Annotated in this window: 13 protein-coding genes; 3 read left to right on the top strand and 10 right to left on the bottom strand. The window is 73.1% G+C overall.

Going from position 1 to position 13509, the window contains the following annotated elements; all coding sequences use genetic code 11:
• Positions 1-6: 6 nt before the first annotated feature.
• Positions 7-1371 (bottom strand): sensor histidine kinase, encoded by a 1365-nt coding sequence (locus ACIWVC_RS03055; protein ID WP_396445064.1) that lies wholly within the window; start codon positions 1369-1371, stop codon positions 7-9.
• 379 nt (positions 1372-1750) lie between these two features.
• Here ACIWVC_RS03055 and ACIWVC_RS03050 point away from each other — a divergent pair, with 379 nt between their 5' ends.
• On the top strand, positions 1751-3046 hold the full coding sequence (locus ACIWVC_RS03050) for a serine/threonine-protein kinase (RefSeq protein ID WP_396445065.1): 1296 nt from the start codon (positions 1751-1753) through the stop codon (positions 3044-3046).
• A gap of 15 nt (positions 3047-3061) precedes the next feature.
• Here the strand turns inward: ACIWVC_RS03050 and ACIWVC_RS03045 are convergent, their stop codons facing one another.
• Complete coding sequence (locus tag ACIWVC_RS03045) at positions 3062-4180, bottom strand: PP2C family protein-serine/threonine phosphatase (protein ID WP_396445066.1); 1119 nt, start codon at positions 4178-4180, stop codon at positions 3062-3064.
• 141 nt (positions 4181-4321) lie between these two features.
• Between ACIWVC_RS03045 and ACIWVC_RS03040 the strand changes: the two genes are divergently transcribed.
• Complete coding sequence (locus tag ACIWVC_RS03040) at positions 4322-4537, top strand: hypothetical protein (RefSeq protein WP_396445067.1); 216 nt, start codon at positions 4322-4324, stop codon at positions 4535-4537.
• Between the two features lie 67 nt (positions 4538-4604).
• Here ACIWVC_RS03040 and ACIWVC_RS03035 read toward each other — a convergent pair whose 3' ends face one another.
• The 8 genes from ACIWVC_RS03035 to ACIWVC_RS03000 form a co-directional block, all read right to left on the bottom strand.
• Positions 4605-5075: a ribose-5-phosphate isomerase gene (locus ACIWVC_RS03035; protein WP_396445068.1), complete on the bottom strand. Its 471-nt coding sequence runs from the start codon at positions 5073-5075 to the stop codon at positions 4605-4607.
• Between the two features lie 76 nt (positions 5076-5151).
• On the bottom strand, positions 5152-6204 hold the full coding sequence (locus tag ACIWVC_RS03030; RefSeq protein ID WP_396445069.1) for a hypothetical protein: 1053 nt from the start codon (positions 6202-6204) through the stop codon (positions 5152-5154).
• A gap of 45 nt (positions 6205-6249) precedes the next feature.
• Positions 6250-7209 carry an ATP-binding protein gene (locus ACIWVC_RS03025; protein WP_396445070.1) on the bottom strand — a complete coding sequence of 320 codons (960 nt, stop codon included), beginning with the start codon at positions 7207-7209 and terminating at the stop codon, positions 6250-6252.
• 100 nt (positions 7210-7309) lie between these two features.
• Positions 7310-8062, bottom strand: a complete 753-nt coding sequence (locus tag ACIWVC_RS03020) for an energy-coupling factor ABC transporter ATP-binding protein (RefSeq protein WP_396445071.1) — start codon at positions 8060-8062, stop codon at positions 7310-7312.
• The gene (gene cbiQ, locus ACIWVC_RS03015) at positions 8059-8823 is read right to left on the bottom strand and encodes a cobalt ECF transporter T component CbiQ (protein WP_396445072.1); all 765 of its coding nucleotides are present in this window, start codon (positions 8821-8823) and stop codon (positions 8059-8061) included. Before cbiQ ends, ACIWVC_RS03020 begins: the two co-directional genes overlap by 4 nt.
• On the bottom strand, positions 8823-9185 hold the full coding sequence (locus ACIWVC_RS03010) for a PDGLE domain-containing protein (protein WP_396445073.1): 363 nt from the start codon (positions 9183-9185) through the stop codon (positions 8823-8825). The genes cbiQ and ACIWVC_RS03010 overlap by 1 nt, the downstream gene beginning before the upstream one ends.
• 13 nt (positions 9186-9198) lie before the next feature.
• Positions 9199-9900 carry an energy-coupling factor ABC transporter permease gene (locus ACIWVC_RS03005; RefSeq protein ID WP_396445074.1) on the bottom strand — a complete coding sequence of 234 codons (702 nt, stop codon included), beginning with the start codon at positions 9898-9900 and terminating at the stop codon, positions 9199-9201.
• Positions 9901-10051: 151 nt separating this feature from the next.
• Positions 10052-10666: a disulfide bond formation protein DsbA gene (locus ACIWVC_RS03000; RefSeq protein ID WP_396445075.1), complete on the bottom strand. Its 615-nt coding sequence runs from the start codon at positions 10664-10666 to the stop codon at positions 10052-10054.
• 178 nt (positions 10667-10844) lie between these two features.
• On the opposite strand from ACIWVC_RS03000, the gene pepN reads away from it, so the two are divergent.
• Positions 10845-13379, top strand: coding sequence for an aminopeptidase N (pepN, locus tag ACIWVC_RS02995; RefSeq protein ID WP_396445076.1), 2535 nt, complete (start codon positions 10845-10847; stop codon positions 13377-13379).
• Positions 13380-13509 lie beyond the last annotated feature (130 nt).

The following is a 13509-nucleotide window of genomic DNA, read 5'->3' as shown; positions in this document are numbered from 1 at the left end:
CGCCGGCTAGCGCGGGTGGAGCGGGAGGCGCAGGACGAACCGGGCGCCCGCGTCGGTCTCCGCGGCGACGAGCGTCCCGCCGTGCGCGCGGGCGATGTCGCGGGAGATGGTCAGGCCGAGCCCGGTGCCGGCGGCGTCCCGCGCCCGGCCCTCGGGGAGCCGCTGGAACCGCCAGAAGATGCGCTCGCGGTCCTCGGGCGCGATGCCCGAGCCGTCGTCGCGGACCTCCAGCACGGCGTCCGGCCCGTCCTCCGCCACCGTCACCCAGACCCGCGACGCCGCGTGCCGCTCGGCGTTGTCCAGCAGGTTCGTCAGCACCCGCGCCAGGTGGTGCGGGGTGGCCCGCACCGTGACGCCCGCCGCCGCGTGGACCTCGACGGGGACGCGGCGGGCGCGCCGGCTCGCCTCCGCACGCGCCAGCTCGCCGAGGTCGACGCGCTCCCGGTCGACGTGCACGCCGGCGCCGAGCTTCGCCAGGATGAGCAGGTCGCTGACGATCCCCTGCAGCCGGTCGGCGTCGCCGAGCGCGGCCCGCGCGACCGCCGGCCAGTCCTCGTCCTCCGGGTGCTCCAGCGCGACCTCCAGCTGGGCGCGCAGCCCGGTCAGCGGGCTGCGCAGCTCGTGCGTGACGTCCGCGACGAACGCGCGCTGCCGGCCGAGGACCTCCGCCAGCCGGTCCAGCGTCACGTTCACCGACTCGGCCAGGTCGGACACCTCGTCGTTCGGGCCGGGGACGGTGACCCGGCGGTCCGACTCGCCGCCGGTGATCTCCGCCAGCTGGGCGCTCATCACCCGCACCGGCCGCAGCGCCCGCCGCACCGACAGCGACACGATCCAACCGACCCCGGCCGTCGCGATCAGCGCCATCGCCACGAGCAGGCTGATGAAGGCGCCCTTGTACCGCGTGAACTCGTTGATGGCCGCGCCGGCGTACAGGATCCGGACGCCCTCGCGGGTGTTCACCCTCTCCGAGACGAGGTAGACGTCGGCCTTCCCCCGAACCCACACCGTGCGGTACTCCGGCCTGCCCGGCACCTTCGGCTCGGGCACGGCCAGCGGCCCGCGCCCGGACAGCGATTCGCTCGACGCCAGCACGCCGCCCTGCCCGTCGACGACCTGCAGCAGGGTGAAGTCGGGGTCCTGGACGTGCAGTATCCCGCGCGGGTCGGTCTCCTGGACGATCGTGACCAGATCGGTCATGACGAGGCCGCCCCGGTCGTGCAGCCCGTTCATCACCGTCTCCCGGACGACCTGGTAGAACAGCAGGACGCCGACCACGAGGAGCAGGCCGACGAGAAGGGTCGCGGCGGCGGTCACGCGGGTCCGCACCGACCAGCAGGACGGCGACAGCAAGTCCCCGAAGATCCGCACCCGGGCGATCCTCCCCCTCTGCGCACGGCGCCCCGGGGGGAAGACGCAGAGAGGGTTGTTCCTGGTGGGGCGTCCGCGAAACCTCGCCGGAGGCGCGGACCGGCGCCCGCGCGGACGGCGCCTCCCACCCCTAGGGGAGCCGCCCGCACGGGCACCGCCCTCGGTGCCGCCGGAGGCCGCCGGCCCCCGCGCCGAGGAGGAACGCGGAGGGGACCGGGCCGTCCCGCCGGACGCTCTCCACGATGCACCGCCCCGATGCCCGCGGTGCTAAATCCGCGTGACGAATACGTTTCCGCACTTCTCTGCAGATCCCGCCCATAATCTGCCGCCGAACGGGGATGGACGGACGGGAGAGAACCGAGGGAGCCAGGAACGCCGCATGGACGGAGACATCAGGCCGCTCGAACCGGCCGACCCGCGCCAGGTCGCCGGGCACACGCTCCTCGGCCGGCTCGGGTCGGGCGGCATGGGGACGGTCTACCTCGGCGCCGACCCGGTGTCCGGGGGCCGCGTCGCGGTGAAGACGATCCATCCGCACCTGGCCGGCGACCCCGTCTACCGCCGCCGGTTCAAGGACGAGGCGCACCTCGCGAGCCGGGTGGCGTCGTTCTGCACCGCGCGGGTCCTCGCGCACGGCGAGGAGGACGGCCGCCCCTACCTGGTCACCGACTACGTCGGCGGCGTCTCGCTGCAGGACCGGCTCGCCGCCGAGGGCCCGCTGCCGCCCGCCGACCTGCACGGCGTCGCCGTCGGCGTCGCGTCCGCGCTCGCCGCGATCCACGCCGCGGGGCTCGTGCACCGCGACCTGAAGCCCGCCAACGTGATGCTCACGCTGTCCGGCTGCCGCGTCATCGACTTCGGCATCGCCAGCGGCCAGGACGCCGCCGCCGGCACCGACGCGTCCGGGAAGGTGCTCGGCACGCCCGGCTGGATGGCGCCGGAGCTGCTCACCGGCGGCCGCGCGACCCCGGCCGCCGACATCTTCGCCTGGGGCTGCCTCATCGCCCACGCGGGGACGGGCCAGATGCCGATCGGCGGCGACCCGGCGACGCTCCGCACCGGGGAGCCCGAGCTGTCCCGGCTGCCGGAGCCGCTGGTGCCCGCGGTCCGGTCCGCGCTCGCCCCGGACCCCGCCGACCGTCCCACCGCGTGCGACCTGCTGCTCGCGCTCGTCGAGCAGCCGCAGTCCCGGCCGCACGTCGGCGGCTGGCCGGAGGCCGACCCGGCGCCGCGGCCGCGGCGCGCCGCCGCGCCGCCGCCGTCCGGCCGTCCCGCCTGGGAGGAGACCGAGACCCGGGCGTTCACGCCGCCCGACATGAACGGTCCGGGCGGTCCGGGCGGTCTGGGCGGGCCGGGCGGTCTGGGGGGCGCGCTGTCGTTCACCCGGGCGCGGCTGCTGGCGGGCGTCGGCGCCGCCGCCGGGACGGTCCTGATCGGCGCCATCATCGCCGGGCTCACGCAGGGCAGGAGCGCGGCGCCCGCGGCGCCGTCCGCGCCGCTCGCGCCGTCCCCGACGGCGTCGGCGACGCCGCCGAAGCGGGCGAGCGCCGTCAAGCCGGGCGCGGCCAAGCGCCCGCCGGGGAAGGCGCACAGGCCGAAGCACACGAAACACAAGCCGAAGCACGGCAAGCACCCGAAGCACGGCGGGCACAAGGGCGGGCACAAGCGCGGCTGAGCCGCCGCCGGACGGTCAGGTGCGCCAGATCAGCACGAGGGCGCAGTCGTCGTCGCGGGCCGCCGCCATCGTCTCGACCAGTTCCCGCGCGCCGCGGCCGAAGCCCTGCGGGACGAGCCGCTCCGCCTCGCCGAGCAGCCGGTCGATCCCCGCGTCCAGGTCGCTGCCGGGGGACTCCACCAGCCCGTCGGTGTAGAGCAGGAGGGCGTCGCCGGGCCGGAGCTTCCCGCGCTCGGGGACGCAGTTCAGGTCGGGCACCACGCCGAGCACCACGCCCTTGGCGGAGCTGACCTTCCACTCCCCGCTGCCCGCGTCGAACTGGACGGCCGGGGGATGCCCGGCCGACTCGACCGTGTACTCCCCCGACGCCAGGTCGACGACGACGTGCACGGCGGTGACGAACCCCTCGTCCCACCGCTGGCGCTGCAGGTAGCCGTTGCAGGCGGGCAGGAACCGGTCGGCCTGGACCGATCCAAGAAGCCCGCCGAACGCGCCCGACAGCATCAGCGCGCGGGTCCCCGCGTCGGTGCCCTTCCCGGAGACGTCGACGAGCGCGACCTCCAGCGTGTCGCCGTCGCAGTGCGACACCACGAAGTCGCCGCCGAAGGACGACCCGCCGGCCTGCAGCATCACGACCTGCGAGCCCCAGCCGTCCGGCAGCGCCGGCATCTCGCCCTGCCGCCGCAGCCGGTCGCGCAGCTCCAGCAGCATCGAGTCGCCGCGCAGCCCCTGCACGCCGAGCTGCTGCCGCGTCCTCGCCAGGGTCAGCGCGAGCACCGCGGTGATGGTCAGCGTGGCGATCATGCCGGGGCCGATCGCGGCGGCGTCCTGCCAGCCGTTGTAGGCGGCCATCGCGACCACGACGCCGAGCAGCGCGACGAGGCTGCGCACCTTGAGCAGCAGCCCGCCGCCGAGCACGATCAGCACGAGCGCGCCGGACGGGGCCAGGCCGCGCGAGTCGCTGGTGGTGGCGAGCCCGATCGCGATCGCGAGGATCGCGAGCACCGCGAAGACGTTCCGCTCCCGGGTCAGCTTCCCCTGCCTCGCCCACCGGTACAGCGCCACGAGCAGGGGGATCCTGCGCAGCACGGCCCGCACTCGCGGCGGAAGGAGCTGCACCAGTCGTTGAAGCATGACCCAGGCACTGTATCGAGCAATCACCCCTGCTGGTCGCCATCCGGGGACCCGGTGACTCTTTGCAACGGTCCAGCTCCGTTTCCCATGGGTATGTGTCACCGGAGAGACATCTGGTCCCGCGGTGAGAGGAGACGGTGCATGGTCCAGCCCGGCATGCGGATCACGGTGGACGCGGCGATGCGCGCGCGGGACGTGTCGCGCCTCCGGCCCGAGGGCGAGGAGCCGCCGGCCGCGGGGCCGGGTCCGGCCAAGGCCGCCGAACCGGCGAAGCGGACGAAGGCCGCCAAGAACGAGCGCCGCCGCCAGGGCAAGCGCGGCGCCGCCGCCCGCAGGACGCCGCAGAACGGCCTGTGACCCGGCGCCGCGCCCGGCGGCGCCGCGCCCGGCCCCGGTCGCGGCCCCGGTGCGGGAAGCGTCCGGCCTAGTGCGGGAGCGGCGGGAGGTCGCCGGTGCGCTCGTACTCGCTGAGCATCTCGATCCGGCGGGTGTGGCGCGGTTCCCCGGAGTAGGGCGTCCCGAGGAACAGCTCGACGAACCGGGTCGCGGCGGCCAGGTCGTGCTGGCGGGCGCCCAGCGCGATGACGTTGGCGTCGTTGTGCTCGCGGGCGAGCTTCGCGGTGTCCTCGTTCCAGACCAGCGCGGCCCGCACCCCCTTGACCTTGTTGGCCGCGATCGCCTCGCCGTTGCCGGAACCGCCGACGACGATGCCGAGCGTCCCCGGCTCGTCGGCCGTGCGCTGAGCGGCCCGCAGGACGAACGGCGGGTAGTCGTCCGCGGCGTCGTACTCGAACGCGCCGCAGTCGACGGCCTCGTGCCCGTTCTCCTTCAGCCAGGAGACCAGGTGCTCCTTCAGCTCGAAGCCGGCATGGTCGGTTCCAAGAAACACGCGCATGCGGCGATTCTCGCAGGGCGGCGGCCGCCGCTCGCGCGGGGGTCGGGTCGCCGCGCTGGGGCGCCGCGCCGCCCGGTCAGCCGTCCTCGGCGTCCCGCTTGCGGTCGACGATGGTCCGGTCGGCGAGGTTGAGGTCGTCGTCCGACGCGTCCTTGGGCGCGTCCTTGGGCGCGTCCTCCGGCGTCTCCTCGGGGGCGTCCTGCTTCGCCTCGCCCGGCGTCTCCGGGGCCGCCGGGGGCGCCTGCTCGGCGGGCGGCGCGGACGGCTGCTGCGGGACGGACGGCTGCTGCGGCGCGGGAGCGGCCCCGTACTGCTGCGGCGCGCCCGGCTGCTGGGGAACGCCCGGCTGCTGGGGAACGCCCGGCTGCTGCTGCGGGTACTGCTGCTGCGGGTACTGCTGCTGCGGGTACTGCTGCTGGGGCACGCCGCCCCAGGGCTGCTGCGGCTGCCCCTGCGGCGGCACGTACGGCTGCTGCATCGGCTGCTGCATCGGCTGCTGCGCCATCGGCTGCCCGTAGGGCTGCTGCATCGGCATGCCCTGCTGCGGCATGCCCTGCTGCTGCGGCGCGTACTGCCCGGGCTGCTGCCCGAACTGCTGCTGCGGGGTCGCGGCGGTGCGGCGCGTGACGATGTACCCCAGCAGCATGCCGATCCCCGCAAGCCAGCCGTAGAGGAACCCGAAGGACACCCCCGAGGGGATCGAGAGGAGCAGACTGGGGCCGCCGCTGTCGGGGATGTCGAGCGCCCACTTCGACAGGACGCCCCGGACGAGGCCGGCGACGCCGCCCGCGATCGCCGTCGCCCACCAGCCGGTCACGACCACGCCGAGCGCGCCGCGCTCCGGGTCGAGGGCGCGGGCGCCCGCCACCGCGAGCAGGATCAGCAGGACGAAGAACAGCACCGTGCTGACGTCGAGCGCGACGGTGAACTTCCAGTCGATGTCGCCGCCGGTCACCCGCCATCTCGGGAACAGCAGCCAGGACACGAGGGGCGCGATGCCCCTGCCGTTCTGGAAGTCACCGGATTTGTTGATCGCATCGGCCACCCACTGGTTGCCCAGCAGGATCGAGATGAGGGCGATGGGAACCACCGCGCCGCCCGCCATGACCAGCATCCGCCGCATCGTCATGGCGGGCAGGGTAGTGGGGATCGCTCTCCGCCGGTAGGGCGGGAGCTACCCCGCGTAGGCGGTGCCGGCCGCGGCCGGGAAGCGGAAGCCGGGGTCGACCTGCGTCTCCAGGTCTTCGCCGGCCGCGCGGCTGGCCCATTTGCGCGCGTTCTTCACGTGGAACTCGACGGCCTGCCGCTGGAACTTGTCCCAGTCTTTGGGGCGCCCGTCGACCTCGGCGAGCATGCGGTCGAGGGCGGCGGTGGCGCCCTCCTCCAGCGGGACGCCGTGCCGGCCCTGCTCCAGCGCCCGGACGGCGGCGGACTGCCCGACCCACGTCAGCAGGTCGCCGCCGACGTGCTCGCGCAGGTAGGCGACGTCCTCCTCGCTCTGGACCTTGTTGCCGACGACGCGGATCGCGACGTCGTAGTCGCTGGCGTACTCGGTGTACTGCCGGTAGACGCCGACGCCCTTGCGGGTGGGCTCGGCGACCAGGAACATCAGGTCGAACCGCGTGAACAGCCCGGACGCGAACGTGTCGGCGCCCGCGGTCATGTCGACGACGACGTACTCGCCGGGCCCGTCGACGAGGTGGTTGAGGTAGAGCTCGACCGCGCCGGTCTTGGAGTGGTAGCAGGCCACGCCGAGGTCGTCGTCGTTGAACGGGCCGGTGGCGAGCAGCGTGATGCCGTCGACCTCCTGCCCGGCCTCGTGGAAGGGGTCGTCGCCGCGGAACCGCAGCAGCCGCGAGCCGGCGCCGGGCGGGGTCGTCTTGACCATCGCGGCCGCGGACGGGATGCGCGGGTTGTCGCCGCGCAGGTGCTCCTTGATCTCGGTGAGCCGGTCGCCGAGCGCGGGGATCTTCGCGGCGCGCGCCTCGTCCAGGCCGAGCGCGACGCCGAGGTGCTGGTTGATGTCGGCGTCGATGGCGACCACCGGCAGCCCGCGCCCGGCCAGGTGCCGGGCGAACAGCGACGAGAGCGTGGTCTTGCCGCTGCCGCCCTTGCCGACGAACGCAACCTTCACGAATGCCTCATTTCGGATATGAAAACCGTTACCAGTGTCGGGATCCGAGTGTCGCGGAGGCGGCGCGGCGAGGCAAGCGGAACGGCCGAAGAGCCGCGATTCAGCGGACGGCGGCGGCCGGGTCGAACCCGAACGGCAGCTCCAGCCGGTGCGCGGCCAGCAGGCCGGCGTCCATGAGCAGGTCCCTGGTGGGGCGGTCCGCCGCGATGACGCCGCCGGAGAGGATCACCGAGCGCGGGCACAGCTCCGCCGCGTACGGGAGGTCGTGCGTGACCATCAGGACGGTCACGTCCAGGCCCAGCAGGATCTCGGCCAGCTCGCGGCGGCTCGCCGGGTCCAGGTTCGAGGACGGCTCGTCCAGCACCAGGATCTCCGGCTCCATGGCCAGGACGGTGGCGACGGCGACGCGGCGGCGCTGCCCGAAGCTGAGGTGCTGCGGCGGCCGGTCGGCGACGTGCGCCATGCCGACGCGGTCCAGCGCGTCCATGACCCGGCGGTCGAGTTCGGCGCCGCGCATGCCGAGGTTGGCGGGCCCGAACGCGACGTCCTCGCGGACGGTCGGCATGAACAGCTGGTCGTCGGGGTCCTGGAAGACGATGCCGACGCGGCGGCGGATCTCCCGCAGGGCCTTCCTGTCCCCGGGGTCGACCGCGAGGCCGCCGACCCTGACCTCGCCCAGGCCGCCGTGCAGGATGCCGTTCAGGTGCAGGACGAGCGTCGTCTTCCCGGCGCCGTTCGGCCCGAGCAGCGCGACGCGCTCGCCGCGCCCGATCGTCAGGTCGACGCCGAAGAGGGCCTGCGTGCCGTCCGGATACGCGTACGCGAGGCCCCTCACTTCCAGCGACGGAGTCATGGCGCCGTCCAAGCGGCCAGTGCCACGAGGGCGGCGGCGCAGGGCAGCGCGGCGGCGGCCGTCCACTGCGCGGCGGTGGCGCCGACGTCGTGCACCGGCGGCATGCGCCCGTCGTAGCCGCGGCTCACCATGGCCAGGTGGACGCGCTCGCCGCGCTCGTAGGAGCGCAGGAACAGCGCGCCGACCGACTTGGCCAGCACGCCGGTAGCGCGGATGTCGCGCGCCTCGAACCCGCGGGAGGCGCGCGCCACCTTCATCCGGTGCAGCTCCGCCGCGACGACGTCGCCGTACCGCAGCATGAACGTGGCGATCTGCGTGATGAGCTGCGGCATCCGCAGCCGCTCGATGCCGAGCAGCAGCAGCCGCGGCTCGGTGGTCGCGGCCAGCAGGATCGACGCGACGACGCCGAGCGTCCCCTTGGCGAGGATGTTCCAGGCGCCCCACAGCCCGCTCTCGCTCAGCCGCAGCCCGAGCACCGTGATCTTCTCTCCTTCCGCGACGAACGGCAGCAGGAACGCGAACGCGACGAAGGGGACCTCGATGACGACGCGCCGCGCCACCGTCCGGAACGGGATCCGCGCGGCCGCCGCGACGGCCGCGAGCAGCAGCGCGTAGACGCCGAACGCCCAGATCCGCTCCCGCGGCGTGGCGACGACCAGCAGCACGAACGCCAGGACGGCGACGAGCTTGCACTGCGGCGGCAGCCGGTGCACCGGCGACGCGCCCGGCACGTGGAGCCGGTGCGCGTGACCCGCGCCCATCAGCCCTTCCGCGCCGGCTCGGACGGCGCCCGCTCGGTCCGCTGATCCTGCTCGCCGGCCGCGTCCCGGTGCGGACCGCGCCGGCGGACGCCCCAGAACAGCGCGCCGCCGACGAGGAGGACCGCGCCGACGCCGATCACTCCGGACAGCCCGCCGGACAGCCGCGTGTTCTCGATGCCCTTGACCCCGTAGTCGCCGAACGGGGAGTCCTTGAGCGAGTGGTCCTTCTCCTTGGCGCTGATGCCCTTGTCCGCGGCGACCTTCTCCAGCCCGTCGGGGTCACCGGACGCGTAGTGGCTGACGACCCCGGCGAGAACGAGCGAGACGAGAAGGAACCCGATGAAGAAGCGCTTGGTGGTCATGTGCGTCCCCCTCTCAGACCCTTGTCGGCTCGGTGCCCGCGGCGGCGGTGCGCAGCTCCGGCGGCTTCATCAGGCCGCGCGCACCGTGCACGAGGTCGGGACGGACGGCCAGCACGCTCGACACGGTCACCGCGGTGATCAGCGCCTCGCCGATGCCGATCAGCACGTGCACGCCGATCATCGCGGTGGCGACCTTGGCGATCGACACGTCCGCCGTCCCGCCGACCGCGTATATGGCCGTGAACGCGACCGCCGCGGCGGGCACCGACACGACCGCGGCCGCGAACGACGCCGCGGACACCGACGCCTTCGTCCTGGGCAGGACCCGCAGGAGGAGCCGGAAGAGCCCGTACCCGACGACCACCGTTACGAGCGCCATCGTGGTGATGTTGACGCCGAGCGCGGTGAGGCCGCCGTCCGCGAACAGGAGCGCCTGCAGGAGCAGGACGACCGAGACGCACAGGATACCGGTGTACGGCCCGACGAGGATCGCCGCCAGCGTCCCGCCGAGCAGGTGCCCGCTCGTCCCGGACGCGACCGGGAAGTTCAGCATCTGCGCGGCGAACACGAAGGCGGCGGTCAGCCCGGCGAGCGGCGCGGTGCGGTCGTCCAGCTCCCGCCGGGCTCCGCGCAGCGCGATACCGACCCCGGCCACCGCGACCGCGCCGGCCGCGATGGACACCGGGGCGTCGATGAATCCATCCGGTACGTGCATGCCATCACCCTCCCTGCCCGTTTTCGCCAGCGAGACCAGTTTGGCGGCACATGGCCAGTAGTTGCAACATGCTCGCAATAGCAAGCCATATGTGGCTTGCGGGTGAGTGCACACGGCACGACCGCTCGATTACGCGCCGCGCTTCCCCTGCTCAGTCGAAAATGGGATCCCTCGTCCGGGTCCGCTTCAGCTCGAAGAAGCCGTCCGTGCTCGCGACGGCGCGGACGCCGTCCCAGAGCTTGACCGCCGCCTCGCCGCGCGGGATCGGCGTCACGACGGGGCCGAAGAAGGCGCTGCCCTCGACCTCGATGACCGGGGTGCCGACTTCCTGGCCGACGCGGTCGATGCCGTCCTTGTGGGACGCGCGCAGCGCCTCGTCGTAGGCGGTTGAGTCTGCGGCGTCCGCGAGCGCCGGGTCGAGGCCGGCGGCGGTGAGCGCGGCCTCGTAGTAGGGGCGGCCGAACTTCTGCTTCTCGTGGTGGCGGCGGATGCCGAGTTCGGTGTAGAGGCGGCCGAGCACCTCCGGCCCGTACTTCTGCTCGGCGGCGATGCAGACGCGCACCGGTCCCCAGGCGCCCTCAAGGCCGCGCCGGTACTCCTCGGGGATGTCCTTGTCCTCGTTGAGCACGGCGAGGCTCATCACGTGCCAGCGCACCTCGATCGGGCGCTGCTTCTCCACTTCCAGGATCCAGCGGGACGTGATCCACGCCCAGGGACAAAGGGGGTCGAACCAGAAGTCCACGGGGGTGCGCTCGGTCTCAGTCAACGTCGCCTCCTAGCGCGTGAAAGGGGTGCCTTAGAGCGACAACCGGGTCGCGCCCCTTCCGATTCCCCGGACGGAGAGGCCGTCGAAGCCCGTCCCTAAGGCCGTGGCGGACGGACCCGGACGGCGTCCGGTTGGTAGACATGACTTCACCAAGTGAATGAGCAACCAAGGAGTACATGTGGCAGGCAACCTCACGCGCGACGAGGCGCGGGAACGCGCCCGGCTGCTCAACGTCGAGTCCTACACGGTCGAACTTGACCTCACCCAGGGCGCTGAGCGTTTCGGATCCACCACCGTGGTGAGGTTCGGCAGCACCGAGGCGGGCGCGGACACGTTCGTCGACCTGCACGGCGCCGTCGTGCGGGAGGCGACGCTGAACGGCAAGGCCCTGGACCCCTCCACCTATGACGCGGACAAGGGGCGCCTCCCGCTGCCCGGCCTGGCCGCGGAGAACGAGCTCCGGGTCGTGGCCGACTGCGAGTACTCGCGGTCCGGTGAGGGCCTGCACCGGTTCGTGGACCCGGTTGACGACAGCGTGTACCTGTACACGCAGTTCGAGACCGCCGACGCGCACCGCATGTACACCTGCTTCGACCAGCCCGACCTGAAGGCCACCTTCGAGTTCACCGTGAAGGCGCCGGAGGAGTGGGAGGTCGTCACCAACGAGCCGGCCGAGTCCGCCGGCGGCGGTACGTGGCACTTCATGCCGACCCCGCAGATCTCCACCTACATCACCGCGCTCATCGCGGGGCCGTACCACGTCGTCCGGGACGAGTACCGTCGCGACGACGGCACCGTCATCCCGCTCGGCGTGTACTGCCGCGCCTCGCTCGCCGAGCACCTCGACACGCCCGCGATCGTGGACGTGACCCGCCAGGGCTTCGCCTACTTCGAGAAGGTCTTCGGCCGCCCGTACCCGTTCACCAAGTACGACCAGCTGTTCGTCCCCGAGTTCAACGCGGGCGCCATGGAGAACGCGGGCGCCGTCACGTTCCTGGAGGACTACGTCTTCCGGTCGCGGGTCACCGACGCCGCCTACGAGCGGCGCGCCGAGACGATCCTGCACGAGATGGCGCACATGTGGTTCGGCGACCTCGTCACCATGCGCTGGTGGGACGACCTGTGGCTCAACGAGTCGTTCGCCACGTACATGAGCGTCCTGTGCCAGGCCGAGGCCACCAAGTGGAAGGGCTCCTGGACGACGTTCGCGAACCTGGAGAAGGCGTGGGCGTACCGGCAGGACCAGCTGCCGTCCACGCACCCGATCTCCGCCGACATCCCCGACATCCGCGCGGTCGAGGTGAACTTCGACGGCATCACCTACGCCAAGGGCGCGTCCGTCCTGAAGCAGCTCGTGGCCTATGTCGGCCTCGACAACTTCCTGGAGGGCGTGCGGCGGTACTTCGACCGGCACGCGTGGGGCAACACCGTCCTGACCGACCTGCTGGGAGCGCTGGAGGAGACGTCCGGCCGCGACCTGGCGTCGTGGTCGAAGGAGTGGCTGGAGACGGCCGGCGTCAACACGATGCGGCCCGAGTACGAGGTGGACGCCGACGGGAACTTCACGTCGTTCGCCGTCCTGCAGGAGGCCAAGACCGACTACCCGACGCTGCGTTCGCACCGCCTCGCCATCGGGCTGTACGACCTGACCGGCGACGGGCTCGTCCGCCGCGAGCGGGTCGAGCTGGACGTCGTCGGCGCGCGCACCGAGGTCCCGCAGCTCACCGGGAAGAAGCGCCCCGACCTCGTCCTGGTGAACGACGACGACCTCACCTACGCCAAGATCCGGCTGGACGAGCACTCGCAGAAGACCCTGATCGAGCACATCGGCGACATCAGGGAGAGCCTGCCGCGCGCGCTGTGCTGGTCGGCGGCGTGGGACATGACGCGCGACGCCGAGATGGCCACCCGCGACTACGTCCGGCTCGTCGCGAAGGGCATCCGCGGCGTCACCGACATCTCGGTCACGCAGACGCTGCTGCGGCAGGCGCGCACCGCCGTCCAGCAGTACGCGGACCCGGCGTGGCGCGAGGAGGGCCTCACCCTGCTCGCCGACACGCTGCTGGAACTGGCCCGCGAGGCCGAGCCCGGCTCGGACCTCCAGCTGGCCTACACGCAGGCGTTCACCGCGTCGGCGGTGACCGACGAGCACCTGGCGTTCGTCCAGGGCCTGCTGGACGGCTCGCAGACGCTCGACGGCCTCACCGTCGACACCGACCTGCGCTGGACGCTGCTGCGCCGCCTCGTCGTCACCGGCCGGGCCGGCGAGGCCGAGATCGACGCCGAGCACGAGCGGGACCGCACCGCCGCCGGCGAGCGGCACGCCGCCGCCTGCAAGGCCGCGATCCCGACCGCGGAGGCGAAGGCGGCCGCGTGGGAGCGGATCGTGTCCGGCGACCTGCCGAACGCCGTCTACCGGTCGACGCTGAGCGGCTTCGTCGAGCCCGACCAGGTCGACCTGCTGCGCCCCTACGTCGACCGGTACTTCGCAGAGGTCGGCCGGGTGTGGAAGGAGTGGACGAGCGACATGTCGCAGACGTTCGCCGAGGTCGCCTACCCGTTCCTGGTGATCGAGCAGTCCACGATCGACCGCACCGACTCCTACATCGCCGAGAACGACCCGCCGGCCGCCCTCACCCGGCTGCTGTCGGAGGGCCGCGACGGCGTCGCCCGCGCGCTGCGCGCCCGCGCGAAGGACGCCGCCTCCGCCTGACGCCCGGCGGGGACCCGCCCGGGAACCCGGCACTGTCCAGGAACCCCGTGGCCGTGCAACGATCGCATGGTCACGGGGTGGGGGCTGGAGGACGGTGGAGACGGCTCAGGACGTGCTGACGGCGCTGGCG

The sequence above is a fragment of the Actinomadura sp. genome, assembly GCF_044508335.1.
GTDB lineage: Bacteria > Actinomycetota > Actinomycetes > Streptosporangiales > Streptosporangiaceae > Spirillospora.
The sequence above is the reverse complement of the archived record's forward strand: the minus strand, read 5'-3'. Positions and strand labels throughout refer to the sequence as shown.

Coding starts and splice junctions, on each gene's coding strand:
- ACIWVC_RS03050 (WP_396445065.1), top strand. CDS start 1,751: ATGGACGGAGACATCAGGCCGCTCGAACCGGCCGACCCGCGCCAGGTC.
- ACIWVC_RS03040 (WP_396445067.1), top strand. CDS start 4,322: ATGGTCCAGCCCGGCATGCGGATCACGGTGGACGCGGCGATGCGCGCG.
- ACIWVC_RS03030 (WP_396445069.1), bottom strand. CDS start 6,204: ATGACGATGCGGCGGATGCTGGTCATGGCGGGCGGCGCGGTGGTTCCC.
- ACIWVC_RS03010 (WP_396445073.1), bottom strand. CDS start 9,185: ATGACCACCAAGCGCTTCTTCATCGGGTTCCTTCTCGTCTCGCTCGTT.
- ACIWVC_RS03035 (WP_396445068.1), bottom strand. CDS start 5,075: ATGCGCGTGTTTCTTGGAACCGACCATGCCGGCTTCGAGCTGAAGGAG.
- ACIWVC_RS03020 (WP_396445071.1), bottom strand. CDS start 8,062: ATGACTCCGTCGCTGGAAGTGAGGGGCCTCGCGTACGCGTATCCGGAC.
- ACIWVC_RS03005 (WP_396445074.1), bottom strand. CDS start 9,900: ATGCACGTACCGGATGGATTCATCGACGCCCCGGTGTCCATCGCGGCC.
- cbiQ (WP_396445072.1), bottom strand. CDS start 8,823: ATGGGCGCGGGTCACGCGCACCGGCTCCACGTGCCGGGCGCGTCGCCG.
- ACIWVC_RS03045 (WP_396445066.1), bottom strand. CDS start 4,180: ATGCTTCAACGACTGGTGCAGCTCCTTCCGCCGCGAGTGCGGGCCGTG.